Genomic DNA, 26,008 nt, shown 5'->3' with positions numbered 1-26,008 from the left:
AAGGTGATGCGCGTCCGAGTTTCGGTGACCGTGACCGGAAGCCGTTTGGTGACCGTGATCGGAAGCCGTTCGGTGACCGTCCGCGCCGCGAAGGCGACGGAGAACGCCGTAGCTTCGGCGACCGCCCCGAGCGCGGTCCCCGCAAGTTCGATGGCCCACGTACCGAGGGACGTAGCTTCGGCGGCGGATCCTGGGAAGAGCGTCCCGCCCGGGTTCCCAACGCGGCGGATCTGCGCAGCGCCAACCGCCCGGACCGCGAGCGTTCCCCGGAGATCGACGACGACGTTACAGGCCAGGAGCTCGACCGGGTCACCAAGCACCAGATCAAGACCCTTGAAGGCGCGAATGCCGATTGGGTTGCCAAGCACCTGGTGATGGCGGGCCGCCTCATCGATATCGACCCTGAGCTGTCCTTCCAGCATGCCCTCGCCGCAAGCCGCCGTGGTGGCAGGTTGGCGGCTGTCCGCGAGGCTGTGGGCCTGACTGCCTACGCTGCCGGCCACTATGGGGAGGCACTTCGCGAATTCCGCACCTACCGCCGGATCAGTGGCTCCAACGTCCATTTGCCCCTTATGGCTGACTGCGAACGCGGTCTGGGGCGCCCGGACCGTGCGCTGGACGTCGTCCGTTCACCCGAGGCCCAGGATCTCGACGCTCCCGGCAAGGTTGAGCTAGCCATTGTGGCTTCCGGCGCCCGGAGCGATCTTGGCCAGTTGGATGCCGCCGTCGCTGAGCTGGAGATCATCCAGCTCGACATCAACCGCGCCTTCTCCTACAGCCCGCGCCTGTTCCGTGCCTACGCCGACGCCCTGACTGCAGTGGGTCGCACGGAAGAAGCCGGCAAGTGGCAGCGCCAGGCGGTTGTCGCCGAAAACGCCCTCGGCGTTGGAGACTTCGAGGATCCGGACATCATCGACCTCGGCGAGGACGACGAGAACGAGGTTCGCAAGCCCCGTTTCCGGAACATCGAAGAGAACACCGGGCGATCCGAAGAGAGCACGTCCGAGGCCGCGCCCGCGATCGCGGAGACGGCCATCTCCTCCGAAACCACCGAACAGGACGACACGGAACAGAACGACGTAGAACTCGACGACGTCGAGTCTGACTACTTCGAGTCCGACGACGCCGAGTCGGACCGCGATTCCGTGGAGGAAGACGAGGACAACGAGGAAGACGGAGAAGAGGCTTCCAACGGCGAAGAGACCAAGAATGACTGAGGCCTCGCTGGTATCGCGTTTTGACGCCGTTCTGTCCGATCTGGACGGAGTTGTCTACGCAGGCCCGCACGCGATTCCCGGCGCTGTGGAGTCCCTGCAGCGGCTCGAGTCGGTCGGGGTGCGCCTCGGCTATGTCACCAACAACGCCTCGCGTACCCCGGCACAGGTTGCCGCGCATCTTCGTGAACTGGGCGCGCCTGCTGAGGACAACCAAGTGGTCAGTTCTTCGCAGGCCGCCGGGGACCTTTTGGCCGGACTCCTGGCTCCGGGTTCCCGGGTAATGATCACCGGCAGCCCGGCGCTGGCCCACGAAATCGAACTCGTGGGACTCACACCTGTCCACAGCGCCAAAGAGAACCCTGTGGCTGTTGTCCAGGGCTTCAACCCGGACATCGCGTGGAAGGATCTTGCGGAGGCGTCCTACGTTGTTGCCGCAGGCGCCCTCTGGGTAGCTACCAATACGGACATGTCCATTCCCCAGGCCCGCGGGATCGCTCCCGGAAACGGCACCCTCGTGGCCGCTGTCGCGTCCGCCACGGGCAAACAGCCGCGGGTCGCCGGCAAGCCGGAGGCCCCGCTCTTCCACTCGGCGGCACGGAGGCTGAAGTCAGAGCGCCCGATCGTCGTGGGAGACAGGCTGGACACCGACATCCTTGGTGGAAACCGTGCGGGCTTCGCGACGGCGGCGGTCCTCACCGGTGTCGACACGCCCGAGTCCATCCTTGCCGCTCGCAGCTCGGAACGCCCCGGCTACTTGCTGGCTGACCTGACGGAACTGTACGAGCCGTACCCCGAGATCGTCGAGGAGGACAGCACGTTCCGCTGCGGAAAGGCAACCGCCGAAGTCCAGGACGGCCTGATCACCGTCTCCGGTTCCGAGAAGGACCTGGACGCCTGGCGTGCTGCGTGCGCAGCCTGGTGGGCCGCCAATCCCGACGCGGCAGAGGCTACATCGCCGCGGCTCGAATGGCTGGAAAACTAAACTGGTCCAATGAGCGAGTTGAACGATCACCCGGAGGGCGCCGGCGGTCCGCAAAGCACTGAGCTTCAAAGCCTCGAGCCGCAAAGCGCCGAACCGCACGACGCTCCATGGCCAGACGGCACGGCGTCCACGGGCGACGCCGCCGTGGATTCCACCTTGGAGCGGCTGGCGGTCGTCTCCGCTGTCCCGGTGGCCGAGCACAGCGGCATCTACGCCGAGATCCACGACTCCCTGCTGGCGGCCCTCGACGCCGACGAGCGCTGAGCATGGCCAGACTCGACCAGGAACTCGTCAGCCGTGGATTGGCGAGATCGCGGACCCATGCCGCGAAACTCATTGCGGACGGAAAGGTCAGTTCCGGAGGCAGCGTTCTCGCCAAGGCAGCGCAACAAGTCTCCGAAGAGACAGAAATTGATGTTCAAGCCCACGCCGAGGACGTTTACGTCAGCCGCGCCGGACACAAACTGGCCGGGGCGCTGGCGGCCTTCCCTGCCGTCATTGTGGAAGGAAAGCGGTGCCTCGACGCCGGAGCCTCCACCGGTGGCTTTACTGACGTGCTGCTCCGGCAAGGTGCCGCGCATGTCGTGGCGGTCGACGTCGGGCATGACCAGTTAGTGCCGTCCCTGCGGAACGATCCCCGCGTCGCAGTCCATGAGGGCCTCAACGTCCGTTACATGACGCCCGAGCAGATCGGCGGGCCGGCCGCGCTCACTGTGGCCGACTTGTCCTTCATTTCCCTCACCCTGGTTCTGCATCCGCTCGCGGCATGCACCGAGCCCGGGGGAGACCTCGTGCTCATGGTGAAGCCGCAATTCGAGGTCGGCAAGGAGCGGCTGAGCCGCACCGGCGTGGTCACCTCGGACCATGAACGGCGGCGCGCGGTGGCCCAAGTCGCTAGATCGGCTGTGGACGCAGGGCTTGAACTCTGCGGCCTGGCGCCGAGTCCCTTGCCGGGCCAGGACGGAAATGTGGAGTACTTCCTGTGGATAAAACGCAGGATGCAGGCGGACTTGCCTAAGATCGAAGAGCGGGACGACGAAGTTGCTGCACTGATGGAACGAATCTGGACCACCCACTAGAAAGCAGAACACCATGAGCAGGCGCGTTTTGGTCCTTGCCCACACCGGGCGCGAGGACTCCCTTCGCGCGGCTTGGGATGCCTGCGGGCAGCTCCACTACTCCGGCTTGATACCCGTGATGCAGAAGTCTGAACTGGACGACATCGAACGGTTCTATGGCGTGGTGGACAAGCCGATCGAGATACTCCACGAGGACGTCCGGTTGGAAGATGTCGAACTCGTCATGGTTCTCGGGGGCGACGGCACCATCCTGCGCGCGGCCGAGCTGGTCCGCAACGTCGATGTTCCCCTGTTGGGCGTCAACCTCGGGCATGTCGGCTTCCTCGCCGAGAGCGAGCGTGCCGATCTTGCCCAGACCGTCGAATGGATTGCCAGCCGCGAATACACGGTGGAAGAGCGCATGACCATCGATGTCCAGGTGTGGGTCCGCGGCCAGAAGATCTGGCATACCTGGGCCCTCAACGAAGCCGCCATTGAAAAGGCTGACCGGGAGCGCATGATCGAAGTGGTGACCGAAGTGGATGAACGTCCGCTGACGTCCTTCGGCTGCGATGGAGTGGTGCTTGCTACCCCTACGGGCTCCACGGCCTACGCCTTCTCATCCGGCGGGCCTGTGGTGTGGCCGGAGGTGGAGGCCCTCGTGATTGTCCCCATCAGCGCCCATGCCCTGTTCGCCAAACCCCTCGTGGTTTCGCCGCGGTCCAAGCTGGCCGTGGAGATCCTCACCAGGACCGATGCCCAGGGCGTGCTTTGGTGCGACGGCCGCCGTTCCGTGGACCTCCCACCCGGCGCCCGGATCGAAGTAACCCGGTCCACCCGGCCTGTGCGGCTTGCCCGCACCCACCAGACCCCGTTCTCCGCCCGGCTCGTGCGGAAGTTTGAGCTGCCCATCCACGGCTGGCGGGGTCCGGCACCCCGTTCGGCTGACATCCACACCGGTCCTACCCCCGTGATCAGGACCTTCAAGCCCAGCCCTTTGCCGACGCCCCAGGACGTGCGGACAGGCAGAGCGGCCGACCCCACAAAGGAGATGTAAACCATGATCGAGGAACTCCGGATCCGTGATCTCGGCGTCATCACCGACGCCACCTTGCCGTTGGGGCCCGGCCTGAGTGTGGTCACGGGTGAAACGGGCGCCGGCAAGACCATGGTGGTCACCGCCGTCGGGCTCCTTCTGGGGGCCAGGTCCGACGCCGGTGCGGTACGCTCCGGTGCCAAGTCGGCCTCTGCGGAGGCCACGCTCTTGCTCGATCCCGCGCACGCCGCCGTGGGACGGGCCGTGGAGGCCGGCGGCGACGCGGAAGAGTACAACGGCGGCACCCAGCTCCTGCTGGCCCGCACCGTGGGTGCTGACGGCCGTAGCCGTGCTTTCGTGGGCGGCCGATCGGCCCCCGTCGGCGTGCTGGCGGAACTTGGCGAGAGCCTCGTGGTGGTGCATGGCCAGTCGGACCAGATCCGGCTCAAGGGTGCCGTGGCGCAGCGGCACGCATTGGACCGCTTCGCCGGGGCCGAGCTCGCGGCGATGCTCACCGAATACCAGGAGCTTCACGGCCATTGGAAATCCAGCCAGGCAGAGCTCGACACACTCCGCGGCGAGGCCCGCGAAAGGCTGCGCGAGGCGGAATCGCTCGCGGTCGCGCTCAACGAAATCGACGACGTCGATCCCCAGCCGGGTGAGGACGAGTCCCTCAAGGCCGAGGCCGTGAAGTTGGCGAACGTGGAAGAGCTCCGCATCGCCGCCGCGGCAGCACATGAAGCACTGATCTCGGAGGAATTCGGCGAAACGGCCGATGCCACGACTCTGATTGACTCTGCCAAACGTGCGCTCGACCAGGTTTCCGAGCATGACGAATCGTTGGCGGGAGCCGCCGCAAGGCTCGCCGAGATCGGCTTCCTCGTCAACGACATCGCGGGGGAGCTGTCCAGCTACCAAGCGTCCCTGGACTCCGAGGGACCCGAACGGCTTTCGGAGATCGAGGAGCGGCGCGCAGCGCTGGCCAAACTCATCCGCAAGTACGCTCCGAGCATCGACGAGGTCCTGGAATGGGCGGCAGCTTCGAGGACCCGCCTGGATGAACTGCAGGATGACTCGAGCCGGATCGAAGCGCTTGACGCCGAGGTGGTTGCTGCGGAGTCGACGCTGCGAAAGCAGGCCACGCGCATCTCGAAGTCGCGCTCGAAGGCAGCCAAGGAGCTCTCCGCGCGCGTGAGTGCGGAACTCACTGCCCTTGCGATGGCCGATGCAACCCTGGTGATCGAGGTGGACAGCCAAGGACAGCTGGGGCCGCACGGCATCGACGACATCTCCTTCCTCCTGCAACCGCACTCAGGCGCCCCGGCACGCCCCCTCGGCAAGGGCGCGTCCGGTGGTGAGTTGTCCCGCGTCATGCTCGCCATCGAAGTGGTCCTCGCAGCCGTGGATCCGGTGCCGACCTTCGTCTTTGACGAAGTGGATGCCGGAGTGGGCGGGCGTGCCGCCGTCGAGATCGGACGCCGGCTTGCCATGCTGGCCCGCCACGTCCAGGTGCTGGTGGTAACCCACTTGCCGCAGGTGGCCGCCTTCGCCGACCAGCACATTCGGGTCACCAAGACCTCAGTCCGGGGAAGCGACGGAAAGACCGCTTCTGGCTTCACGTCCAGCGATGTCCAGCTCCTCGATGACGAAGAACGCGTGAAGGAGCTTGCCAGGATGCTCGCGGGGCAGGAAGACTCGGAGTCTGCGCGCGCGCATGCCCAGGAGTTGCTGGACGACGCCAAACTGCTGCCCCAGCAGGCATAGGAGCCCGGCCGCAGCCTGGGACATCGGTCACATGCGCGCCTTCGTCGGGCTGGGAGACCGCTTCGGCGGTCCCGTTGCCACGAGCGGATTCCCAGCCGCCCGGCCTGTTTTTACCGGTCCGGGTGGACTTTACTCTTGATCCTTGCCCCACGGCAGGGGACTATTGAGCATTTGGGAAAACGGCAAAGCGGATCCTTTGGAGGCGCAATTGATGATAGGCTCGAATTCCGTGGTGCAGCGATCAAATTCCCGTGTAAATTCCCGGTTCCCGGGCTCGTCCAAGACGACCAAACACATCTTTGTCACTGGCGGTGTGGCGTCCTCGCTCGGTAAGGGACTGACGGCTTCGAGCCTCGGCCACCTGCTGCGGGCACGCGGTTTGTCTGTAACTATGCAGAAGCTCGATCCCTATCTCAACGTGGATCCGGGCACGATGAACCCCTTCCAGCACGGCGAAGTCTTCGTCACTGACGACGGCGCCGAAACCGACCTCGACATCGGACACTACGAGCGCTTCCTCGATGAGAACCTCGAAGGCTCGGCCAACGTCACAACCGGCCAGATCTACTCGACTGTCATCGCCAAGGAACGGCGTGGTGAGTACCTCGGCGACACCGTCCAGGTCATTCCGCACATCACGGACGAGATCAAGCGCCGCATGCGCCTCCCCGCTGAGGGCAAAAACGCTCCGGACGTCATCATCACCGAAATCGGCGGCACCGTGGGCGACATCGAGTCGCAGCCTTTCCTCGAGTCCGCGCGCCAGGTCCGCCAGGACATCGGCCGCAACAACGTCTTCTTCCTGCATGTCTCCTTGGTGCCGTACATCGGACCCTCGCAGGAACTGAAGACCAAACCAACACAGCACTCTGTTGCCGCGCTGCGTTCCCTCGGCATCCAGCCGGAAGCGATCGTGATCCGTTCGGACCGCGAAGTGCCTGACGCCATGCGCGAAAAGATTGGCCGCATGTGCGACGTCGATATCGACGCCGTGATCAACGCCGCCGATGCGCCGAGCATCTACGACATCCCCAAGACGCTGCACACCCAGGGCCTTGACTCCTACGTTGTCCGAGCCCTGGATCTCCCGTTCAAGGACGTCGACTGGACCAGTTGGGACAAGCTCCTCGAAGCTGTCCACAACCCCAAGCACCACGTGGAAGTTGCTCTCGTGGGCAAGTACATCGACCTCCCGGACGCATACTTGTCCGTGACCGAGGCCTTGCGTGCCGGCGGTTTTGCAAACGAAACCAAGGTCAAGATCCGCTGGGTCCCCTCGGACGAATGCGAAACCCTCGAAGGCGCCACCAAGTCCTTGGCCGGCGTCGACGCCATTTGCGTTCCCGGCGGCTTCGGTATCCGTGGCCTCGAGGGCAAGCTTGGTGCGCTCAAGTTCGCCCGCGAGACAAAGCTTCCGGTGCTGGGCCTGTGCCTCGGTCTCCAGTGCATGGTCATTGAGTACGCCCGCAACGTGGTCGGCCTCGAGGGGGCGTCCTCCAGCGAGTTCGAACCCGACTCCAAGTACCCGGTCATCGCCACGATGGAAGAACAGCTCGACATCGTGGACGGCAAGGGCGACCTTGGCGGCACGATGCGCCTGGGCCTTTACGAAGCCAAATTGGATGAAGGCTCCGTGGTTGCAGAGACCTATGGCGCAACAACCGTCAGCGAGCGTCACCGGCACCGCTACGAGGTCAACAACAAGTACCGCGAGCAGATCGCCTCCGAGGGACTCGTGTTCTCCGGTACGTCTCCCGATGGCAAGCTGGTTGAGTTCGTGGAACTGCCGCGTGACGTACACCCGTACTACGTGGCAACACAGGCCCACCCCGAGCTCAGCTCCCGCCCGACGCGCCCGCACCCGCTGTTTGCCGGCCTCGTCAAGGCCGCGCTGGAGCGCCAGTCCGGCGTGGACTCGGTAGCAAAGTCAGCCCGCAAGGTCGCTGCGAAGTAATCGCTCACACAAACGAAGGACGGCGCGATGCCCGGTATTTCTGAAACCCCCAGCACTTTTCGGAAGGTTTCGGACATGCCGAGCCCGCGTCGTCTTTTGTCGTCCAGCAAGGTCTATGAAGGCCGTATTTGGGACGTCGTCAGTGACGCCTTCGAGCTCGGCGAAGACACGGGCACTTTGGTCCGCGACTACATCGATCATCCCGGCGCCGTCGCGGTGCTGCCGATGAATGTCGACGGCGAGATCCTGTTGCTCAAGCAATACCGCCACCCGGTGGGCATGGACCTGTGGGAGATTCCTGCCGGGCTTCTTGACGTGGCCGGCGAGGACTTCGTGGTCGGCGCGGCCAGGGAGCTTGCGGAAGAGGCCGATCTTACGGCTGCCACGTGGAATGTCCTCGCGGACTTCTTCAATTCGCCCGGCTCCTCGAGCGAGGCGATTCGCATCTATCTGGCACGCGGATTGGGAGACGTTCCCGAGGCGGAACGGCACGTCCGCACGGATGAAGAGGCCGAAATCGAACTCGTGTGGGTCACGCTTGACGAGGCGGTTTCGGCGGTCCTCGAGGGCCGCCTGCATAACCCGTCCGCCGTCGTCGGGATACTCGCGGCCGCCGCCGCACGCGCCGACGGCTTCAGGAACCTGCGGCCGGCCGACGCTCCCTGGCCCGCCCACCCGAGCCAGCGCTGACCGTGCCCCAGCTCGCGGAGACCAGGGTCCGGACCGCCATTGACCGGGCCGTCACGGACTACCTGCAACACCTCGGCGTGGAACGAGGCCTTGCAAGCAACACTCTGTCCGCATACCGACGGGACCTGTCCCGCTATTCGAACTTCCTGGCCGCGTCCGGCGTCGACAACCCGGGCAATATCTCCCGGCGTGACGTCACCGCCTTTGCGCAGGCGTTGGCAGACGGTTCCGATGGGGGCGCCGCCCTCGGCGTCCGCTCTGCGGCCCGCACCGTGGTTGCCGTCCGGGGGCTGCACAAGTTTTGGGCCCTGGAGGGGACGACGACGGCGGACCCCGCCAGCGATGTCCACCCGCCAATGCCCGGCAAGCGTCTGCCGAAGGCAATTAGCGTCGGCGAAGTGACCCGCATACTTGAGGCTGCCGGTGCCGACACCGCCACCGGGTTGAGGGACCGCGCGCTCTTGGAGTTCCTCTACTCCACAGGTGCCCGCATCAGCGAAGCTGTAGGCCTTGACGTCGACGATGTCTCGCTCGAAGCGGAAGCCGATGGTCCTGCGATCGTGCGGCTCTTCGGAAAAGGTTCCAAAGAGCGCCTGGTTCCTCTGGGGTCTTACGGTGCACGCGCCGTCGGGTCCTACGTGGTTCGCGGAAGGCCTGCGTTGGCCGCGAAAGGAAAAGGCACGCCGGCGCTGTTCCTGAATGCCCGCGGAGGCCGGATCAGCCGGCAGAGCGCCTGGACTATTCTCAAGACCGCGGCCGAGAAGGCCAACATCACCAAGGACGTCTCCCCGCACACCCTCCGGCATTCTTTCGCCACGCATCTGCTTGAGGGCGGCGCTGACGTCCGGGTGGTTCAGGAGCTCCTGGGCCACGCCTCGGTGACCACCACGCAGGTGTACACCTTGGTCACTGCCGACACTTTGCGTGAAGTGTATGCGGCTGCGCATCCGCGAGCCCTAGGCTGACGCATTGCGCCACCCGCTGGACACTGCACGCAGTTCGGTGCCGGTTACGCCAAGACCTTGAAGGTCAGTTCCACCGCGTTCAGGAACAGCGCCAGAATGGACATGCCGAGGCCGGCTACGAGCAGAAGGCCCGGGTGCGCCAAGCCGACAACCACCCGCCTCAGATGAGGCCGGGAGCGTAGGAATTCGTCGAGGACGATCAACAACGCCCAGAATCCGGTCCATATCCACCCGGAGTAGAGCGGATGCCGGACCAGCCAGCCAGGCAGCCAGGCCTCGGAGGCTTGCTCGTTCCCCTCTTGGCTCACGGCGACACTTTAGCAACCGGCGGCTCTTGCTGGTCCGGTTGGCGTGGCAGCGCTGTAACCTGCGGGCTCGTGCCGGAAACTATACAGTTGGCCAGGGTTTGGTTGGGGTTTCGGATTGAGGGTGGGGGATTGTGCTTTCCGAGGGGGAATCGGCGTTCGTTGCGCTGCATAGGGATACGTACCCGCGCATCTTCCGTTTTGTGCGGCGACGTGTGGAGGATCCGCATGTGGCCGAAGAGTTGGCTGCGGACGTATTTCGGGTCGCTTGGCAGAAGTGGGATGAGGCGTCATCGGTGGATGTGGCCTGGTTGTTCACGGTGGCGAGAAATCTTCTGGGAAACGCTTATCGGAGCCATCGGCGCCAGGTAGCACTGCATGAGCGCCTCCGTGAGTCCGTGGTTTCCGGCGACGGGGCCGGAAACGGATACTCGCTGGTGGATGAGGTGTTGGATTCCATGCGGGAGAAAGACCGGGACATCCTGCAGTTGGCGTACTGGGATCAAATGACGATGGTAGAGATCGCGGCGGTCCTGCAGTGCGGAGAGTCGGCCGCGAAGGTGCGGTTGCACCGGGCGCGGGAGGCTTTCCGAAAGCTACTGCCGGCCGGTAGCGGCGCGGTGGCACAGAAGTTGGGGGCATAGGGATGGATCCGATCAGAGAATTGATTGAGGGGGCCGATCCGTTGCGCAGCGGAGTTGGCGCGGTGCCGGATGCAGAGGCGGCTTTGGTCCGGGTGCTGGCTTCTCCCGGGAACGGTCCTGACAAGCTGCCGCCGAACGTTCGGTCCATGGCGGCTGGACGCCGGCTGCGGAATGCCAGGATTGCAGGATTGCTGACGATGGCCGCTGCCGCGGTGACCACAGGGGTGCTCGTGGCAGCGCACTTGGGTTCGATCACTGCAGTCCCGGATCCGGCCGGCACGTCCTCCATGACGCCGAGCGCGCCACCGACGGCCACAGCTACGGCGGCCGGCACAGCCAGCCCGACGGCGAGCCCGAGCGAGACAGCAGGCCCGACGGCGGCGCCCACGTCACTTGCCGGCGTCGGACACGGTGAGTGCTCGATTCAGAACCTGACGGGCGCCATGACTTCATTGGAGCAGCTGAAACCGGTTCTCCGGCTTGTGGGCTGCAAGGCCGGATGGATGAGCATCATGGCGCCCGCACCAAGCGACAATCCGAACCCGGAACCGGGGGACTGGTTCTGGATCGCCAAGCTTGTCAACGGGAGCTATGTGCAGGAAACCAGCCTTGGGAACTGGGCAGGCGCAGCGTCCAACAACGATCGGCTGACGGCTGAGCAATTCATGGACAAGGCGTTCGTCACCAACGGAATCCCAGTGGAGCTTCGTCCCGATCTGGTGGGTTCCCCGGAGCCAGGATCACTCGCTGCCGAAGGTCTCAAGACGTACGAGGACCGGTCCACGGGTTATAGAGTGAGCTTCAATTACCCGGCATCGTGGCAACTGGCCGATCCGTCCGGCAGCCTTGCCCTCACAAACGGCCCGGGAACCGCCCTCACGGATTCCAGCGGCCAGTACACGGCACGGCTGGCCTTCGGCGACACCAATGACTGGAGCACCAGCGGCTGCCAAAACAGGGCGCCCTACAAGATCCTCGACAGTCAGCCCATGACCGGGCTGCCGACGGACCTGGCGTCGCCGGCCCAGGGCACACCGAGATTCGTGTATGTCGCAATGACCTCAGCCGCAAATGACGGGGGTCCGGTTCAGGCAGGGATAGGAATTACCAACCGTATCGCCGGACAGGACGGAATAGGCTGCGTCCTTGACCTCGCGGTAGCAGGACCCGGTCCCTTGAAGTTCTTTAGCTTCACCGATCGCCGTCCACTGGGAGGGCCTTCCTGGGGTCTTTACAAATTCACCACCATCGGAGAAGCCGCGGCCTTTACCCAGACACAAGCCTATAAAGACCTCAAGGCGGTCATCACTTCGCTCACGATCACCAAGGTGGGCTAGAGACACGGCGCGACGCCGGGCCACCTTAGGTGAGCGGCCCGGCGTCGTTCTTCGGGGGCGACGCAGTCGTAGTCTTGATGCCATGACAGCCGCACACGTGACCCTCTGTTTTCTCCTCCGCGAGGTCGATGGCGGCCGGGAGGTCCTTCTGGGACGCAAGCGCACCGGCTTCGGCAAGGGCAAAGTAGTAGGCGTCGGCGGCCATGTGGAGGAGGGCGAGACCGCCGTTGAGGCGATCTGCCGGGAAGTCCGCGAGGAAGTCTACGTCGATGTTGAGCCGGACGACCTGGTGGCCGCGGGAACTGTGGACTTTGTTTTCCCTGCCAAGCCCGAATGGAACATGTTTACTACCGTGTTCCTTTCCGAATCCTGGGTGGGGGAGCCTTCCGAGAGCGACGAGATCACGCCCCAGTGGTACCCGGCGGAGGACCTGCCGGTAGCTCACATGTGGGCCGACGCCGAGCACTGGCTTCCCGCGATGATGAATGGCCGGCGCATGGATGTGCGCGTGGTGCTCGCAGATGACAACGAGAACGTGGCCGAGGTCTTCCACGCAGACTGGAACAACGACGGAGCAGCAGCTGGTGGGTCCGCGCGGAATTGGGTGCCCGGGCTGTAACCTCGGGGCGTCTTGCGGAAACTTACACGATAGACGCCCACTTCGGGCGCTAACCGACAAAGGGGGAACGGTGGATTCCAGACAGAAGATGCGGAGACTGAGAATCATCGTGTTGGTGGCCCTTGCCGCAGCGGTCCTTGCAGCGGGATTCCTCGTTGCCGCCAACCTTGGGTCCCAGGGACAATCCCGGAGCGGAAGCCAGCTACCGGCAACAGCAGCTACGACGGCCCCTGCGACGACTGCCCCATCGGCGTCGGCCACGGCCTCGGCTTCAACGGCCGCTACGGAAGAACCGACAGCATCAACACCAGCGACGGCGGGCTCCGGGTGGGCGAGCTTCGTCAGCACCAGCGCCCACGTGCAGTTCGATCTTCCTTCGGGATGGACGGCCGCCGATGTTCCAGCAGGCACCGCCAGTAATCCCGCATCCGGAATCCAGGTGAGCGATGAGTCGGGCAGTGTGGTGGCGAAGTTCTACTACGGCACGGGCGGCGGCGTAGGCGGGGCATGCGGGCCAGGAACGTACAAGCAAAAGGAGCTCGACACGGCTGCCACGTCACTGAAGGGCCAGTGGGTGACCACCGCCCAGGCCAGGTTCTCCTACCGCGTGCTGGATCAGACGGCCCAAGGCAAGGGCGTCGGCTATCAAATCGGTCTCGTGGACAAGTCCAGCGGGGAAGTGCAGGACAGCTGCCTGATGTACTCCTTCGTGGCCGGCGCTCCCAAAGGCACGCTGTCTTTCGCCACGGACGGGCCCCAAGCCCTTGGCGCCCGCACCTTCAGCACCATGGCGGAAGCCACGCAGTACTTGCAGACACCGGAATACCAGAAGCTCAAGCGGATGATCACCAGCCTGCAGCTGACTCAATAGCGACTGGAACGACGGCGGGCCGGCCTGGGCCCACGCGAAGCCGGGTTCCCTGGCCGAGCTTGCGAGGTCAGGGGGCTCGTGGGGAGGTGACCGGCCCGCCGTCGTGCAGGTGGAACTACGGCAGGTGCCGTTCGTCCACGCCGTTGTATTCGCTGAGCGGGCGGATCAGGGAGTTTGATCCGAGCTGCTCCATGATGTGCGCGGTCCATCCGGTGATGCGGCTGGCGACGAACAGCGGGGTGAAGGTCGGAGTGTCGAATCCCATGAGGTGGTAGGTGGGTCCGGCGGGGTAGTCGAGGTTGGGCTTGATCGCCTTGGCCTCGTCCATCGCCTGCTCGAGGCCGTTGTACAGGCCCAGGATCTCGGGCCGGCCGTAGTGGGCGATCATCTTGTCCAGCGCGGCCTTCATGGTGGGCACCCTGGAGTCGCCGTGCTTGTAGACGCGGTGACCGAATCCCATGACCTTTTTCTTCTGCGCGAGGGCGTGTTCCATCCAGGTCTTCGCCCGGGAGGCGGCGTCATCGAGCGATTCCTCGGTGCGGATGCCGATTTCCTCGAACGTGTGCATGACGGCCTCGTTGGCGCCGCCGTGCAGCGGGCCCTTGAGGGCGCCGATCGCCGCGGTGACCGCGGAGTGCAGGTCCGAAAGGGTGGAGGTGACAACCCGTGCCGTGAAGGTGGAGGCGTTGAAGGAGTGCTCGGCGTAGAGGATCATCGAGACGTTGAACGCCTTCACGACCTCGTCCACCGGGTCCTCGCCGAAGGTCATCCACAGGAAATTGGCGGAGTAACCCAAATCGTCCCGCGGTGCCACGGGTTCGATTGTTTGCCCGTCCGCGCGCCGACGGCGTTGGTCGTAGGCGACCACCGCCGGCATGGCGGCGAACAAGTCAATGGCCTTGGCCATATTGGCCTCGGGCGTGGAAACCTCGGCGAGAGGGTGCCGGGCTCCCAGCACCGAAGCGGCCGTCCGGCAGACATCCATGGGGTGGGACGTCGTCGGCAGCGCATCGATGACCTGCTTCACCACCGGGTCAAGGGCGCGGCCCGCGCGCTCGCGGGCAGTGAACTCAGCAAGTTCCTCCGGAGTGGGCAGTTCACCGTTCCACAGCAGGTAGGCGACTTCTTCGAAGCTGCATTTGGCGGCGAGTTCCTGCACGGGGTAACCGCGGTACAACAGCGAGTTGGTGTCCGGGTTGACCTTGGAGATCGCGGTGTAGTCAACCACGACGCCGGCCAGGCCTTTCTTGATCTCAACAGCAACCATGCTGTCCTCCTTCGTTCGTCGGCAAGCACTCCGGAATAGCCGGATCGCCTGCATCCCTTGGTTGATCCAGTTACCGGCTGAGCCCAGGAACCTGGAAGTTGAAAACGCTCGTGTCGAAGTGGTTGTAGGCCTCGTAGTCCACGAGGTCATAGAGGCGCGCACGGGTGAGCATGTTCTCCACCTGCGCCTCCTGCGTTCCAGTGGCCTTGATCGTTTCCAGCGTACGCTCTGCAGCCCCCATGGCAATGCGGAGCAGGGTGACGGGGTAGATCACCATGTTCACGCCGACGCCCTGGAGTTGTTCCACGGTGAAGAGTTCGCTTTTGCCGAACTCGGTCATGTTGGCCAGGATCGGCACATCCACTGCATCACGGATGGCTTGGAACTCGCTGAGATCTTTCATGGCTTCCGGGAAGATCGCGTCTGCGCCGGCGTCGACGAGTGCTTTGGCGCGTTCCTGGGCGGCTTGGATGCCGTCGACGGCGCGGATGTCGGTCCGGGCCATGATGAGGAAGTTCGGATCCCTGCGGGCGTCGGCCGCTGCGCGGATGCGCTTGGCGGCGGTGTCGACGTCGACCACGTTCTTGCCGTCCAGGTGCCCGCAGCGTTTGGGGTTGAACTGGTCCTCGATGTGGCAACCGGCCAGCCCGGCGTTTTCGAGCTCCTGGATGGTGCGGGCCACGTTCATCGGTTCGCCGAATCCGGTGTCCGCGTCCACGAGGCACGGGAGCTCGGTCATGCGGGCGATCTGCCCTGCGCGGGTGGCGACCTCCGTGAGGGTGGTGAGTCCTATGTCCGGCAGGCCGAGGTCGTTGGCGAGGACGGCACCGGAGATGTAGACGCCGGGGAAGCCCTTCTCCTCGATCAGGCGCGCCGAGAGCGGGTTGAAAGCCCCGGGGAACTGGGCGATGGTCCCGGAGTCCAGCAGGTCCCGGAGCTTGAGGCGCTTCTGCTCCGGGGTCGTCTTGGAGTAGAGCATCTAGAACAGTCCCTTCGGTGCGGCGGCGAGGTCGATGACGCCCGGGGCGGCGGTGATGTTCAGCTGGTCCAGTTCGCCCGGGCCCAGGTCCGGGAGGCGCTCGGCGGCGGCGAGGAACCTTTCGATCTCGGCCTCTTCCACCAGCCCGGCCGCGAGGGTGCGGAACTTGTCGATGTATTGCTGGCGGGCGAAGGGCCGGGCGCCGAGCGGGTGGGCGTCGGCCACGGCGATCGACTCGGTGATCACGGTGCCGTCCGTGAGGGTGATGACCACGGTGCCGCCGAAGGCCTTTTCCGCGATGTCCAGGGAGTGGTAGCGGCGGGTCCATTCGGGGTCTTCCACGGTGGTGACCTTGTGCCAGAGTTCCACGGTGTCCGCCCGTCCGGCGCGTTCCGGGCTGTAGGAGTCCACGTGGTGCCAGGCACCGTCCTGCAGCGCGACGGTGAAGATGTAGGGGATGGAGTGGTCCAGGGTTTCCCGGCTCGCGGTGGGCGAGTATTTCTGGGGGTCGTTGGCGCCGGAGCCGATCACGTAGTGCGTGTGGTGGCTGGTCTTGATCAGCACGGAGGCCACGTTGGCCGGGTCCGTGGCTTCGGGGTGCTCTTTGTGGAGTTTGCGGGCGAGGTCGATCCAGGCCTGGGCCTGGTATTCGGCGGAGTGTTCCTTGGTGTAGGTGTCCAGGATGGCGCGCTTGGGCTCCCCGGCCTCGGGCAGCGGGACCTCGTAGGAGGCGTCCGGGCCGTCCAGCATCCAGGCGATGACGCCGTCTTCGCCTTCGTAGATCGGCACGGGGGAGGTCTGGCCGCGCATGGAGCGGTCCACGGCTTCGACGGCCATTTTCCCGGCGAACGCGGGGGCGTGGGCTTTCCAGGTGGAGATTTCGCCCTTGCGGGACTGGCGTGTGGCGGTGGTGGTGTGCAGGGCCTGGCCGACGGACTGGAAGATCGTCTCGACGTCCAGGCCCAGGAGGGTGCCGATGCCGGCGGCGGCGGAGGGGCCGAGGTGGGCGACGTGGTCGATCTTGTGCTTGTGCAGGCAGATGGCCTTGACCAGGTCAACCTGGATTTCGTAGCCGGTGGCGATGCCGCGGATCAGGTCCTTGCCGCCCGCGCCGACATGCTGGGCAACGGCGAGGATCGGCGGGATGTTGTCGCCCGGGTGGGAGTAGTCGGCGGCCAGGAACGTGTCGTGGTAGTCGAGTTCGCGTACGGCGACGCCGTTGGCCCAGGCGGCCCACTCGGGGGAGACCTTGTCGCTGATTCCGAAGACGGAGGCGCCTTTGCCGTTGGTGGTCGGTGCGTGGGTCAGGGCCTGCGCCCGGGCGGCGATGATCGGGGCCCGGTTGAGGGAGGCAACGGCGACGGAGGCGTTGTCGATGATCCGGTTGATGACCATCTCCGTGACGAGGGGAAGAACGTCGACGGGGTCGGCGGCGACGGTGGCGATCTTGTGCGCCAGCTGCTGCTCGCGGGGAAGGTTCTCTTCGCTCTTGTAGACGCGGACGTGGTTGTTCTTCACCATGGTGCTCCTTTTAGTGAGGTGTGTGGGTGGCTTTGACGTGGGAAAGGCTGCGGTGCAGATGGACGGTGGTGGCGGCTTCGGCGAGCCGGGGGTTGCCTGCCGCGATGGCTTCGGCGATCGCGGCGTGCTCTGCCGCGGCGGCTTGGAGGCGTTCGGCGTCGTCGGCCGCGAGGCGGCGGACCCGCACGAGGTGGACGCGCAGGGCCCGCATGGCCTGGGCGAGGTAGGAATTGGAGATGGCCTCGTCGATCGCCTCATCCAGCCTTCCCACGAGGGCGTAGTAGTCGTGCCGTGCGGGGTCGCTGTCGTTGAGCATCTCCGGGGCCCGGAGGAGCTCGGCGTGGAGCCGCTCGAACACCGGGCGTTCGCCGCGCACCGCGGCCAGGGCGGCGGCTTTGCCTTCCAGGGTTTCGCGCAGCTCGAACAGTTCGTCGATGTCTTCCAGCGAGATATCGGTGACGACGACGCCGCGGCCGCCTGCCGCCGTCGTCAGCCCTTCGGCGCTGAGCCGGCCCAGCGCCTCCCGGACCGGCGTGCGGGACACGCCCAGGCGTTCGGACTGCTCCACTTCCGCGAGGACCGTTCCGGGTGCCAGGCGCCACTCAATGATGTCTTCGCGCAGGGCCGCATAGGCTTTGTCGCTGGCACGCATGGACCCTCCTTCACTGGGCGGACGTCCTCAGTGTATACATAAACAGCGATCAAGCCTAGCTTTTCTGGCGAATGCTCGCCCGATGATCGATCTGTGTATACATCCACCGGTGAATTGTGGACTAACTCCGGTTCCAGCGGTACTCGTTCTCCGGACGTCCCGGAGTGCCGTATCGCGCATTCCGCGTGACCATACCGGCGTCGGCCAGGTACTCGAGATAGCGGCGTACTGTAACCCGGGACATCCCAAGGGCGACAGTTGCCTCGCTTGCGGACACCGGCCGGCCAAGGCTGGCCAGGAGGTCTTTGACGGACTCCAGGCTATGGGCGGAAAGCCCCTTGGGCAGTGGGACTTCGGTGGGTGCGCGGAGGCTGGCAAACGCCTGGTCCACATCGCTTTGCGATGCTCCGCTCGCCCGGGCGCCCGACGCCGGTGCGGCGAGTTGTTCGCGGAAGGCGCGGTAACTGGCGAGTTTGTCCGCGAAGGTGGCGAACGTGAACGGCTTGATGAGGTACTGCACCACGCCGATCGACACCGCGCTCCGGACAATGTTCACTTCCCTGACGGCGGTGATGGCGATGATGTCCGCAAGGAGTCCCGAAGCGCGCATTCGGCGGGCAACATCCAGTCCATGCAGATCCGGCAGGTTCATGTCCAGCAGGACGAGGTCCACAGGCTGGCCGGCAACGGCGAATTCGTTGAGTAGCCGCAGGGCCGACTGTCCGTCCGGGGCCGTTCCCGCGACGGTAAAACCGTCGATTCGGCCCACGTAGACGCCATGGGCATCGGCGGCGATGGGTTCGTCCTCGACAACGAGGACGCGGATTTCGGTCATTCGGCTTCTTTCCTGGAGTCCGGCACCGGGAGCACTACGCGGAAGAACGCGCCGCCCAAGGCGCTCGTGGAGTCGCTGATGGACAGCGTACCGCCAAGCCGCTGCACAGCTTGCCGGACCAGGGCGAGGCCCACGCCGCGGGAAGGGGCTCCGGGCTGCCCGGCCTGTCCGATTCCCGCCGCCTTGGTGCTGTATCCGTACTGCCAGACGTCGTCCACGATGCCGGGATCGATCCCGTGGCCGGAATCGACAACCGTGAAGGTGGTTCCTTCAGGTCCGGAGTCGATGCCCAGTTCCACTTTGCGCGGCGGGGGAGCGGCGGCTGCCGCGTCGAGGGCGTTGTCCAGCAGGTTTCCCAAAATCGTCACAAGGTCCTGCACTGCCAGGCCCTGGAGGCCGTCCCCGCCGGTCACTGTGACCGTCAGCTCCGCTCCGCGTTCGTGCGCCTCGGCCGACTTCCCCATGATGAGCGCGCTCAGGACGGGCTCGTCCACTGACGCCACGAGGTGGTCGGTCAGTTGTTGACTCAGTTCCAAGTCCTTGGTGGCGAAGTCCAAGGCATCGGAGGTACGCCCGAGCTCCATGAGGGACACGATGGTGTGCAGCCGGTTGGCGTGTTCATGAGTCTGGGCCCGCAAGGCGTCAGACAGGGTCTTCATGGTTTCGAGTTCACTGCCCAGGGACTCGATTTCCGTCCTGTCCCGGAGCGTGGCTACGGTCCCGAACACCGCAGGCCGCTGCCGGCCCCTCATTCCGGGCGGCCCCACTGCCGGCGCCTGGTTCACCACCAGGATGCGCGAGCCGGTGAGGTGGATCTCGTCGTGCGCCGTCCGGCCGGACTCGAAGAGGCGGTGGAGGCTGGGATCGAGTGGCAGATCAGACAGGCGTGGGACGGCTTCCGCCGCGGGATCGACGTCGGACCGTTCCAGTCCCAGCAGTTCCGCGGCCTGGTCGTTGTACATGACAACCCTGCCGCCGGTGTCGATCAGGACCACGCCTTCGCGGACCGAATGCAGGACGGACTCGTAATACGCGAACAACTGCGCCAATTGCTCCGGTCCCCAGCCCCTGGTGACCGAGCGCAGGTACCGCCCCAATAGCCACGAGGCGAGGGAGCCGCCTGCGAGCATGGCCAGGGAGATGCCGATGATCGCCGTGAGTCGTGCTGACACGGCGACATCCACGGTGCGCACCGTGACACCCGCCGCCACGAGGGCCCGGACTTTGCCGGATGGATCCTCCACGGGGACGATGGTGCGCACGGACGGGCCCAGGGTGCCGGCGGTGACTTCGGTGAATGTCTGGCCGCAGAGGGCAGGATCGATGGTGCCGATGTACGGTTTGCCGATTTCGTCGGGGTTCGGATGGGTCCAGCGGGTCCGGTCCGGAGCCATGATGGTGATGAAATCGGCATGGGCATTGGCCGTCACCACCTGGGCGTACGGCTGTAGGGTGGCGGATGGATTCGGCGTGCCGGCTGCTTGGAGCACGAGCGGATTGGCTGCGATCGCGGCGGCCACTGCCTGCATGCGCTGGCCGGCGTCGTTGTAGGCCCGGTCCCTCGCGTCCAGGAAGGCAGCCGTGCCCACGATGGCGGTGAGCGCCAGCACGAACAGTAGATTCGCCACAAAGAGTCTGCGGGCAATGCTCCAGCGTCGGATCACGTGCTCCTTTCTGCGGGCCATCCTGTGACCAATATGAACGCAACAGTGATACATGTCACGCCGCGCCTAATGATGGGTATCACAGCAGAGCGACGCAGGGACATTTTGCAGGGACCACGGCGCTTTCCAGAGTATCTATAAGGAGCAAAGCCATGACCTCTCAAAGAGGAGAGATTGCACCCGCGAAGGCCGGGCGCAAGGGGCTGGACAAGTCGCATTACCTCTACATCGCCGTGATCGCCGCAGTTGTGCTGGGCGCCGTCGTCGGCTTGCTTTTCCCGGAAGTGGGTAAATCCCTCAAGCCCTTGGGTGACGGCTTCATCAAGCTCATCAAGATGATGATCGCCCCCGTCATCTTCTGCACCATCGTCCTGGGCATCGGATCGATCGCCAAGGCTGCCACGGTTGGCAAGGTCGGTGGGCTCGCACTCATCTACTTCCTGGTGATGTCCACCTTCGCGCTCGCCATCGGTTTGGTCGTTGGCAACATCATCCACCCGGGCGAGGGCCTGAAACTAATCCCGTACGACCCCAATGCGAAGGCTGCCACGAACAGCACCGCCGATTTCCTGCTGGGCATCATCCCCGGAGACATTCCGGTCCTGCCGACGCTCCTGGCCGCCATCCTGGTGGGCTTCGCGCTGCAACGGATGGGGTCCCAGGGCCAGCCGGTCCTCAAGGCAATCCAGCACGGGCAGGCACTCGTTTTCCGGATCCTCATCATGATCATGTGGCTGGCTCCGGTCGGCGCCTTCGGTGCGATCGCCGCAGTGGTCGGTGCCACCGGCGTGAAGGCAATTTTCGGAATGCTCACCCTGATGGTTGCGTTCTACATCACCTGCGCGCTGTTCATCGTCGTGGTGCTCGGCACCTTGCTCCGGGTTGTGGCAGGCGTCAGCATCTTCCAGCTGATGAAGTACCTGGCCCGCGAGTACCTGCTCATCTTCTCCACCTCGTCCTCCGAAGCGGCGCTGCCCAGGCTCATCGCCAAGATGGAGCACCTCGGCGTTTCCAAGCCGGTTGTTGGTGTCACGGTGCCTACCGGCTACTCCTTCAACCTCGATGGAACTGCCATCTACCTGACCATGGCCTCGCTGTTCGTCGCCAACGCCATGGGTATTCCGCTGGACCTCGGCGCCCAGGTATCGCTGCTGGTCTTCATGATCATTGCGTCCAAGGGAGCGGCCGGCGTTTCCGGAGCCGGCCTGGCCACCCTCGCCGCGGGCCTGCAGGCACACCGGCCCGAACTGCTGGGCGGCGTCGGGATGATCGTCGGCATCGACCGCTTCATGTCCGAAGCCCGCGCTTTGACCAACTTCACGGGCAACGCCGTCGCCACCGTGTTGATCGGTACCTGGGTCAAGGAAATCGACCGCAACCAGGTCACCAACGTCTTGTCCGGTGCGACGCCTTTCGACGAGTTGACCATGATCAGCCACCATGCTGAACCCGAGGTGAAAGAGGCCGTGGCCGCTTAGTCCGGCACGCCGTTCGGAAGCATCCATGCAGGCAAGGCAGGAACCCGCCAGGGGACCTGCCTTGCCTGCTTTTGATTGCATGTTTTACGGCACGCGGGCCCAACCTTCTACCTCAGCTAGAAGGTAAAGGCTCAAATTGCGGGCAATGTCAAGTTCCGCAAAATGCCGTGTCGGGCGCTGTAGCCTAGGTGGGGAGCAGTGCTGGTGCTGGAGACAGCCGCAGGAAATGACCGTCGTGGAGAGAGTGGATAAATACGTGAGCAGCGAACGGGGAACAACTACGCTGGAGGGCACGGATTTCGATCTGGAAGACGCCGTCATGGGGCCAACGGGCCGCCCGTACCGCGACTTCCCCGAACCCGCGCCGCTGGCCTCGCATGGCCCGGCCCGGGTCATCGCCATGGTCAACCAGAAGGGTGGCGTGGGCAAGACCACGTCAACCATCAACCTCGCCGCCGCGCTCGCAGAATTCGGCCGTCGCGTCCTGCTCGTTGACTTCGATCCGCAGGGAGCCCTTTCCGCAGGCCTGGGCGCGAACCCGCACGAGCTCGACCTCACCGTTTACAACGTCCTGATGGACCGCAAGGTGGACATCCGTGACGCCATCCAGAAGACCGGCGTCGAAGGCATCGACCTCCTACCGGCGAACATCGACCTCTCCGCCGCCGAGGTCCAGCTGGTCAACGAGGTAGCCCGCGAGCAAGTGCTTGACCGCGCCCTCAAGAGCGTCGAGGACGATTACGACGTCGTGCTCATCGACTGCCAGCCGTCCCTAGGCCTCCTGACGGTCAATGCACTGACGGCTGCGCATGGCGTCATCATCCCGCTGATCTGCGAATTCTTCGCCCTCCGCGCGGTGGCACTGCTCGTCGAAACGATCGAAAAGGTCCAGGACCGCTTGAACCCGCGCCTTCAAGTGGACGGCGTGCTCGCCACGATGTACGACGCGCGCACCCTGCACAGTCGCGAAGTCATTTCGAGGCTCGTGGAGGCGTTCGGGGACAAGGTCTTCGAGACGGTCATCAAGCGTTCCATCAAATTCGCCGACGCCACGGTCGCCGCGGAGCCGATCACCAGCTACGCGGGAAACCACATCGGTGCCGACGCCTACCGCCGCCTGGCCAAGGAACTGATTTCGCGCGGCGGCGCACCCTAGCCCGCGTGGCAGAGCCACTCACCCCTGAAGCCGGGCCCGTCCTGGTGGGCGACGCGCCGCCGTCGTACTCCTCCGGGAGTAACACGGACGACGCCGGAGCCGCGCCTTCGGGACGAAAGGGCGGCTTCGAGGTCCGGCTGGCGAACTTCACCGGCCCCTTCGATCTCCTGCTCGGCTTGATCTCCAAGCACAAGCTGGACATCACGGAAGTTGCGCTGGCCACCGTCACGGACGAGTTCATCAAATACATCCGGCGGTTGCAGGAGTTGGGGGAGGACTGGGCGCTGGATGAGGCCAGCGAATTCCTGGTCATCGCCGCGACCCTCCTGGACCTCAAAGCCGCAAGGCTCCTGCCGGCGGGCGAAGTGGAAGACGCCGAGGACATTGCCTTGCTGGAAGCCCGGGATCTTCTTTTCGCCCGGCTCCTGCAGTACAAGGCCTTCAAGCAGGTGGCTGCGATCATGTCCGGCACCTTGGAGTCCGAAGCCCGGCGCTTCCCGCGGCAAGTTGCGTTGGAAGGGCATTTCGCTGCAATGTTGCCCGAGCTGATTTGGCGCCACACGCCCGAACAGTTCGCCGCGCTGGCGGCCAAGACCCTCGCGCCGAAGGACAACACGCCAGAGGAAGTCGGGCTCGACCACCTTCACGGAACACCCGTCAGCGTCAAGGAACAAGCCGAGATCATCGGGTACCGCCTGCAGCGCGGCCAGCCACAATCCTTCAGGGCGCTGATCGCGGACGCTGAGTCCACGCTTGTTGTCGTGGTCCGGTTCCTGGCGCTCCTCGAGCTGTTCCGCGACCGTGTGGTGGCGTTTGACCAGCCGGGTCCGCTCGCAGAACTGACCGTCCGCTGGACAGGGCGCCCCGAAGGGTGGAGCAGCGACAATGTGAGCGACGAATACGAGCAGGTCGACCAAGGAGAGGAACCGCTGTGAGCGAGCAGGATACAGGCGGGGACGGCCTCGCCGAGCTTGAGGCCCTGCCCGGAGGCGCCCGCGCGGCCCTCGAAGCCGTCCTGATGGTGATCGACCAACCGGCCACCGCGGAAGAGCTCGCTGCCGGGCTCAACGTGACGGTCGCCGTCGTCGAGGATTTGCTGGAGGGACTGCGGCAGGAGTATAGCGGCTATACTGTTAAAGCCCCGGGCAGGGACGCTGATGACTTGCACATTGATGCACGTGCCAGCGCTGCACCCCGGGGTTTTGAGTTGCGGAACGTTGCCGGCGGGTGGCGGATCTATTCACGCGCGGAATTTGCCGACGTCGTGGGCAGGTTCGTTCTCGAAGGCCAGACCGCGCGGCTGACGCAGGCAGCCCTTGAAACCATGGCGGTCATCGCGTACCGGCAGCCGGTTTCCAGGGCCAGGGTGTCGGCCATCCGCGGCGTCAATGTCGATTCAGTCGTCAGGACCCTTGTCCAACGCGGGCTGATCGAGGACTCGGGTACTGATCCTGAATCGGGGGCCATCCTTTACCGGACCACCTCGTATTTCCTCGAGCGCATGGGCATTGGCTCGGTGGCGGAACTGCCTCAATTGTCCCCCCACCTTCCGGGGCTGGAGGGCATCGAGGAGTTCTTCGACGCCGAACGCATGTAGCCGCGGGAACCCGCGGCGGCAGGCAAGGCAAAACAACTCAATATTGCAAGGATCTACAAACGCCCGGGCTAGTAGCGGGCAGAGTTCACACAGGGCAGATATCCTCTGTCCGGCTGGCTAATGTTGAGAAAGAACAAGCCGGCCACCATAACAAAAGGACGGGTCATGACACAGGCGGGACGCCAGGGTTCACCACGTAATAGTTCGGGACGAAACAATTCCGGACGCAACGAGTCGCAAGACTCAGGCCGCAGCAGCGCCGGCCGTACAGGAGGCAGCGGCTTCGGTGCCGGCCGGGGTGGCGCAAGCCGAGCCGGAGGCGCCTCCGGAGGCAGTAAGCGCAGCTTCTCCCCGGGCGGAGAACGCCCCTTCAAGCCCACTCGTCCGCGTGAAGAGCGCCCCTTCGATCCGGACAACCCCACGTCGGCCGGAGGCTACGGGCGTCGTGACGACGCCGGCCGCCAAGACGCAAGGCCGGCCAAGGCCCCCCGGAAGCCGGGCTCCAACAAGCCCGGCTTCGGCAAGGCTCCGGGCACCCCGGGCGCATTGAAGCCCAAGGCCAGCAACAAGAAGCAGTACGCTTCCCGCGCCTTCGGCAGTGAGCGCTTCGGCCAGAACCTTGGCCCGATCCGCAAGCCCCGCGGCCGCCGCGGCGAGGTGGCGCAGTCCGAGCAGCACGACGCCGATGGCGTGCGCCTGCAGAAGGTCATGGCCCAGGCAGGCGTGGCTTCCCGCCGCGTGTGCGAGGAAATGATCGAGGAAGGCCGCGTCGAGGTCAACGGCCAGCTCACCACCGAGCTCGGCATGCGTGTGGATCCCGCGACCGCCGTGATCCACGTGGACGGCATCCGGATCCAGCTCGATGACACCATGCTCTACATGGTGTTCAACAAGCCCAAGGGCGTCGTCTCCACCATGGAAGACCCCGAAGGCCGTCCCTGCATCAGCGACTTCCTGAAGTCCGCCAAGAACAAGGGCGAGCGTCTCTTCCACGTCGGCCGCCTTGACGTCGCCACTGAGGGCCTGCTGCTGCTGACCAACGACGGCGAACTCGCCAACCGCCTGACGCACCCCTCCTACGAGGTGCCCAAGACGTACCTGGTACAGGTCCGCGGTCCATTCCCGCAGGGCGTCGGTGCGCAGCTTAAGGCCGGCATCGAGCTCGAAGACGGCATCGCTTCCGTCGACTCCTTCAAGCTCGTGGACTCCACTCCGGGCCACGTGCTGATCGAGGTTGTGCTGCACTCCGGCAAGAACCGTATTGTCCGCCGTTTGTTCGAAGCCGTAGGGTTCCCCGTGCTTCGCCTTGTGCGCGTCAAGATCGGTCCCATCGGCCTGGGCGACCAGCGCCAGGGCAGCATCCGCAACCTCGGCAAGCAGGAAGTCGGACACCTCCTGGCCTCCGTAGGACTGTAAG

The 26,008-nt window shown here is 65.0% G+C and carries 24 protein-coding genes and 1 pseudogene; 18 read left to right on the top strand and 7 right to left on the bottom strand.

Annotation, left to right across the window (positions count from 1 at the left end; genetic code table 11):
* The 9 genes and pseudogenes from QRN51_RS20250 to xerD form a co-directional block, all read left to right on the top strand.
* A pseudogene (locus tag QRN51_RS20250) lies at positions 1-1,217 on the top strand (hypothetical protein); the annotation flags it as partial.
* A complete protein-coding gene (locus QRN51_RS20245) occupies positions 1,210-2,199 on the top strand; it encodes an HAD-IIA family hydrolase (RefSeq protein WP_284991623.1) in 990 nt (329 codons plus the stop codon). The pseudogene QRN51_RS20250 and the gene QRN51_RS20245, both read left to right, overlap by 8 nt.
* 9 nt (positions 2,200-2,208) lie before the next feature.
* The gene (locus tag QRN51_RS20240; RefSeq protein WP_284991622.1) at positions 2,209-2,463 is read left to right on the top strand and encodes a hypothetical protein; all 255 of its coding nucleotides are present in this window, start codon (positions 2,209-2,211) and stop codon (positions 2,461-2,463) included.
* A gap of 2 nt (positions 2,464-2,465) precedes the next feature.
* On the top strand, positions 2,466-3,278 hold the full coding sequence (locus QRN51_RS20235) for a TlyA family RNA methyltransferase (RefSeq protein ID WP_284991621.1): 813 nt from the start codon (positions 2,466-2,468) through the stop codon (positions 3,276-3,278).
* Positions 3,279-3,291: 13 nt separating this feature from the next.
* Positions 3,292-4,314, top strand: coding sequence for an NAD kinase (locus QRN51_RS20230; protein WP_284991620.1), 1,023 nt, complete (start codon positions 3,292-3,294; stop codon positions 4,312-4,314).
* A gap of 3 nt (positions 4,315-4,317) precedes the next feature.
* Entirely contained in the window at positions 4,318-6,057 is a 1,740-nt protein-coding gene (gene recN / locus QRN51_RS20225) for a DNA repair protein RecN (RefSeq protein WP_284991619.1), read from the top strand.
* Between the two features lie 211 nt (positions 6,058-6,268).
* Positions 6,269-8,011 carry a CTP synthase gene (gene pyrG / locus QRN51_RS20220; protein ID WP_059389171.1) on the top strand — a complete coding sequence of 581 codons (1,743 nt, stop codon included), beginning with the start codon at positions 6,269-6,271 and terminating at the stop codon, positions 8,009-8,011.
* A gap of 27 nt (positions 8,012-8,038) precedes the next feature.
* The gene (locus tag QRN51_RS20215; protein ID WP_284991618.1) at positions 8,039-8,701 is read left to right on the top strand and encodes an NUDIX domain-containing protein; all 663 of its coding nucleotides are present in this window, start codon (positions 8,039-8,041) and stop codon (positions 8,699-8,701) included.
* Entirely contained in the window at positions 8,674-9,666 is a 993-nt protein-coding gene (gene xerD / locus QRN51_RS20210; protein ID WP_284991627.1) for a site-specific tyrosine recombinase XerD, read from the top strand. Before QRN51_RS20215 ends, xerD begins: the two co-directional genes overlap by 28 nt.
* Positions 9,667-9,710: 44 nt before the next feature.
* Here the strand turns inward: xerD and QRN51_RS20205 are convergent, their stop codons facing one another.
* Positions 9,711-9,974: a hypothetical protein gene (locus QRN51_RS20205; RefSeq protein WP_284991617.1), complete on the bottom strand. Its 264-nt coding sequence runs from the start codon at positions 9,972-9,974 to the stop codon at positions 9,711-9,713.
* Positions 9,975-10,105: 131 nt separating this feature from the next.
* Between QRN51_RS20205 and QRN51_RS20200 the strand changes: the two genes are divergently transcribed.
* The 4 genes from QRN51_RS20200 (at position 10,106) to QRN51_RS20185 (ending at position 13,442) form a co-directional block, all read left to right on the top strand.
* A complete protein-coding gene (locus QRN51_RS20200) occupies positions 10,106-10,615 on the top strand; it encodes an RNA polymerase sigma factor (protein WP_284991616.1) in 510 nt (169 codons plus the stop codon).
* A 2-nt stretch (positions 10,616-10,617) separates the two neighbouring features.
* On the top strand, positions 10,618-11,952 hold the full coding sequence (locus QRN51_RS20195) for a hypothetical protein (protein WP_284991615.1): 1,335 nt from the start codon (positions 10,618-10,620) through the stop codon (positions 11,950-11,952).
* 82 nt (positions 11,953-12,034) lie between these two features.
* Positions 12,035-12,571, top strand: coding sequence for an NUDIX domain-containing protein (locus tag QRN51_RS20190; protein WP_059389169.1), 537 nt, complete (start codon positions 12,035-12,037; stop codon positions 12,569-12,571).
* A 70-nt stretch (positions 12,572-12,641) separates the two neighbouring features.
* Positions 12,642-13,442 (top strand): hypothetical protein, encoded by an 801-nt coding sequence (locus QRN51_RS20185; protein WP_284991614.1) that lies wholly within the window; start codon positions 12,642-12,644, stop codon positions 13,440-13,442.
* A gap of 115 nt (positions 13,443-13,557) precedes the next feature.
* On the opposite strand, the gene QRN51_RS20180 is transcribed toward QRN51_RS20185, so the two are convergent.
* The 6 genes from QRN51_RS20180 to QRN51_RS20155 form a co-directional block, all read right to left on the bottom strand.
* Positions 13,558-14,709, bottom strand: coding sequence for a bifunctional 2-methylcitrate synthase/citrate synthase (locus QRN51_RS20180; RefSeq protein ID WP_284991613.1), 1,152 nt, complete (start codon positions 14,707-14,709; stop codon positions 13,558-13,560).
* 70 nt (positions 14,710-14,779) lie between these two features.
* Entirely contained in the window at positions 14,780-15,688 is a 909-nt protein-coding gene (prpB, locus tag QRN51_RS20175) for a methylisocitrate lyase (protein ID WP_284991612.1), read from the bottom strand.
* A complete protein-coding gene (locus QRN51_RS20170; RefSeq protein ID WP_284991611.1) occupies positions 15,689-17,209 on the bottom strand; it encodes an MmgE/PrpD family protein in 1,521 nt (506 codons plus the stop codon).
* A 10-nt stretch (positions 17,210-17,219) separates the two neighbouring features.
* Entirely contained in the window at positions 17,220-17,861 is a 642-nt protein-coding gene (locus tag QRN51_RS20165; RefSeq protein WP_284991610.1) for a GntR family transcriptional regulator, read from the bottom strand.
* 121 nt (positions 17,862-17,982) lie between these two features.
* On the bottom strand, positions 17,983-18,696 hold the full coding sequence (locus QRN51_RS20160) for a response regulator (RefSeq protein WP_284991609.1): 714 nt from the start codon (positions 18,694-18,696) through the stop codon (positions 17,983-17,985).
* Positions 18,693-20,360 carry a sensor histidine kinase gene (locus QRN51_RS20155; protein WP_284991608.1) on the bottom strand — a complete coding sequence of 556 codons (1,668 nt, stop codon included), beginning with the start codon at positions 20,358-20,360 and terminating at the stop codon, positions 18,693-18,695. The genes QRN51_RS20160 and QRN51_RS20155 overlap by 4 nt, the downstream gene beginning before the upstream one ends.
* Before the next feature lie 152 nt (positions 20,361-20,512).
* Here QRN51_RS20155 and QRN51_RS20150 point away from each other — a divergent pair, with 152 nt between their 5' ends.
* From QRN51_RS20150 to QRN51_RS20130, 5 genes are all read left to right on the top strand, one after another.
* Positions 20,513-21,838 (top strand): cation:dicarboxylate symporter family transporter, encoded by a 1,326-nt coding sequence (locus tag QRN51_RS20150; RefSeq protein WP_284991607.1) that lies wholly within the window; start codon positions 20,513-20,515, stop codon positions 21,836-21,838.
* A 256-nt stretch (positions 21,839-22,094) separates the two neighbouring features.
* A complete protein-coding gene (locus tag QRN51_RS20145) occupies positions 22,095-22,994 on the top strand; it encodes a ParA family protein (RefSeq protein ID WP_284751736.1) in 900 nt (299 codons plus the stop codon).
* Between the two features lie 5 nt (positions 22,995-22,999).
* Complete coding sequence (locus tag QRN51_RS20140; protein WP_442880362.1) at positions 23,000-23,929, top strand: segregation and condensation protein A; 930 nt, start codon at positions 23,000-23,002, stop codon at positions 23,927-23,929.
* Positions 23,926-24,591, top strand: coding sequence for an SMC-Scp complex subunit ScpB (gene scpB, locus QRN51_RS20135; protein WP_284991606.1), 666 nt, complete (start codon positions 23,926-23,928; stop codon positions 24,589-24,591). Before QRN51_RS20140 ends, scpB begins: the two co-directional genes overlap by 4 nt.
* Before the next feature lie 165 nt (positions 24,592-24,756).
* Positions 24,757-26,007, top strand: a complete 1,251-nt coding sequence (locus QRN51_RS20130; protein ID WP_284991605.1) for a pseudouridine synthase — start codon at positions 24,757-24,759, stop codon at positions 26,005-26,007.
* Position 26,008 lies beyond the last annotated feature (1 nt).

The organism is Arthrobacter sp. efr-133-TYG-120, from assembly GCF_030209785.1.
In the GTDB taxonomy this organism is placed as follows: domain Bacteria; phylum Actinomycetota; class Actinomycetes; order Actinomycetales; family Micrococcaceae; genus Arthrobacter.
The sequence above is the reverse complement of the archived record's forward strand: the minus strand, read 5'-3'. Positions and strand labels throughout refer to the sequence as shown.

Coding starts and splice junctions, on each gene's coding strand:
- QRN51_RS20245 (WP_284991623.1), top strand. CDS start 1,210: ATGACTGAGGCCTCGCTGGTATCGCGTTTTGACGCCGTTCTGTCCGAT.
- QRN51_RS20240 (WP_284991622.1), top strand. CDS start 2,209: ATGAGCGAGTTGAACGATCACCCGGAGGGCGCCGGCGGTCCGCAAAGC.
- QRN51_RS20235 (WP_284991621.1), top strand. CDS start 2,466: ATGGCCAGACTCGACCAGGAACTCGTCAGCCGTGGATTGGCGAGATCG.
- QRN51_RS20230 (WP_284991620.1), top strand. CDS start 3,292: ATGAGCAGGCGCGTTTTGGTCCTTGCCCACACCGGGCGCGAGGACTCC.
- recN (WP_284991619.1), top strand. CDS start 4,318: ATGATCGAGGAACTCCGGATCCGTGATCTCGGCGTCATCACCGACGCC.
- pyrG (WP_059389171.1), top strand. CDS start 6,269: ATGATAGGCTCGAATTCCGTGGTGCAGCGATCAAATTCCCGTGTAAAT.
- QRN51_RS20215 (WP_284991618.1), top strand. CDS start 8,039: ATGCCCGGTATTTCTGAAACCCCCAGCACTTTTCGGAAGGTTTCGGAC.
- QRN51_RS20195 (WP_284991615.1), top strand. CDS start 10,618: ATGGATCCGATCAGAGAATTGATTGAGGGGGCCGATCCGTTGCGCAGC.
- QRN51_RS20190 (WP_059389169.1), top strand. CDS start 12,035: ATGACAGCCGCACACGTGACCCTCTGTTTTCTCCTCCGCGAGGTCGAT.
- QRN51_RS20180 (WP_284991613.1), bottom strand. CDS start 14,709: ATGGTTGCTGTTGAGATCAAGAAAGGCCTGGCCGGCGTCGTGGTTGAC.
- prpB (WP_284991612.1), bottom strand. CDS start 15,688: ATGCTCTACTCCAAGACGACCCCGGAGCAGAAGCGCCTCAAGCTCCGG.
- QRN51_RS20170 (WP_284991611.1), bottom strand. CDS start 17,209: ATGGTGAAGAACAACCACGTCCGCGTCTACAAGAGCGAAGAGAACCTT.
- QRN51_RS20165 (WP_284991610.1), bottom strand. CDS start 17,861: ATGCGTGCCAGCGACAAAGCCTATGCGGCCCTGCGCGAAGACATCATT.
- QRN51_RS20160 (WP_284991609.1), bottom strand. CDS start 18,696: ATGACCGAAATCCGCGTCCTCGTTGTCGAGGACGAACCCATCGCCGCC.
- QRN51_RS20150 (WP_284991607.1), top strand. CDS start 20,513: ATGACCTCTCAAAGAGGAGAGATTGCACCCGCGAAGGCCGGGCGCAAG.
- QRN51_RS20130 (WP_284991605.1), top strand. CDS start 24,757: ATGACACAGGCGGGACGCCAGGGTTCACCACGTAATAGTTCGGGACGA.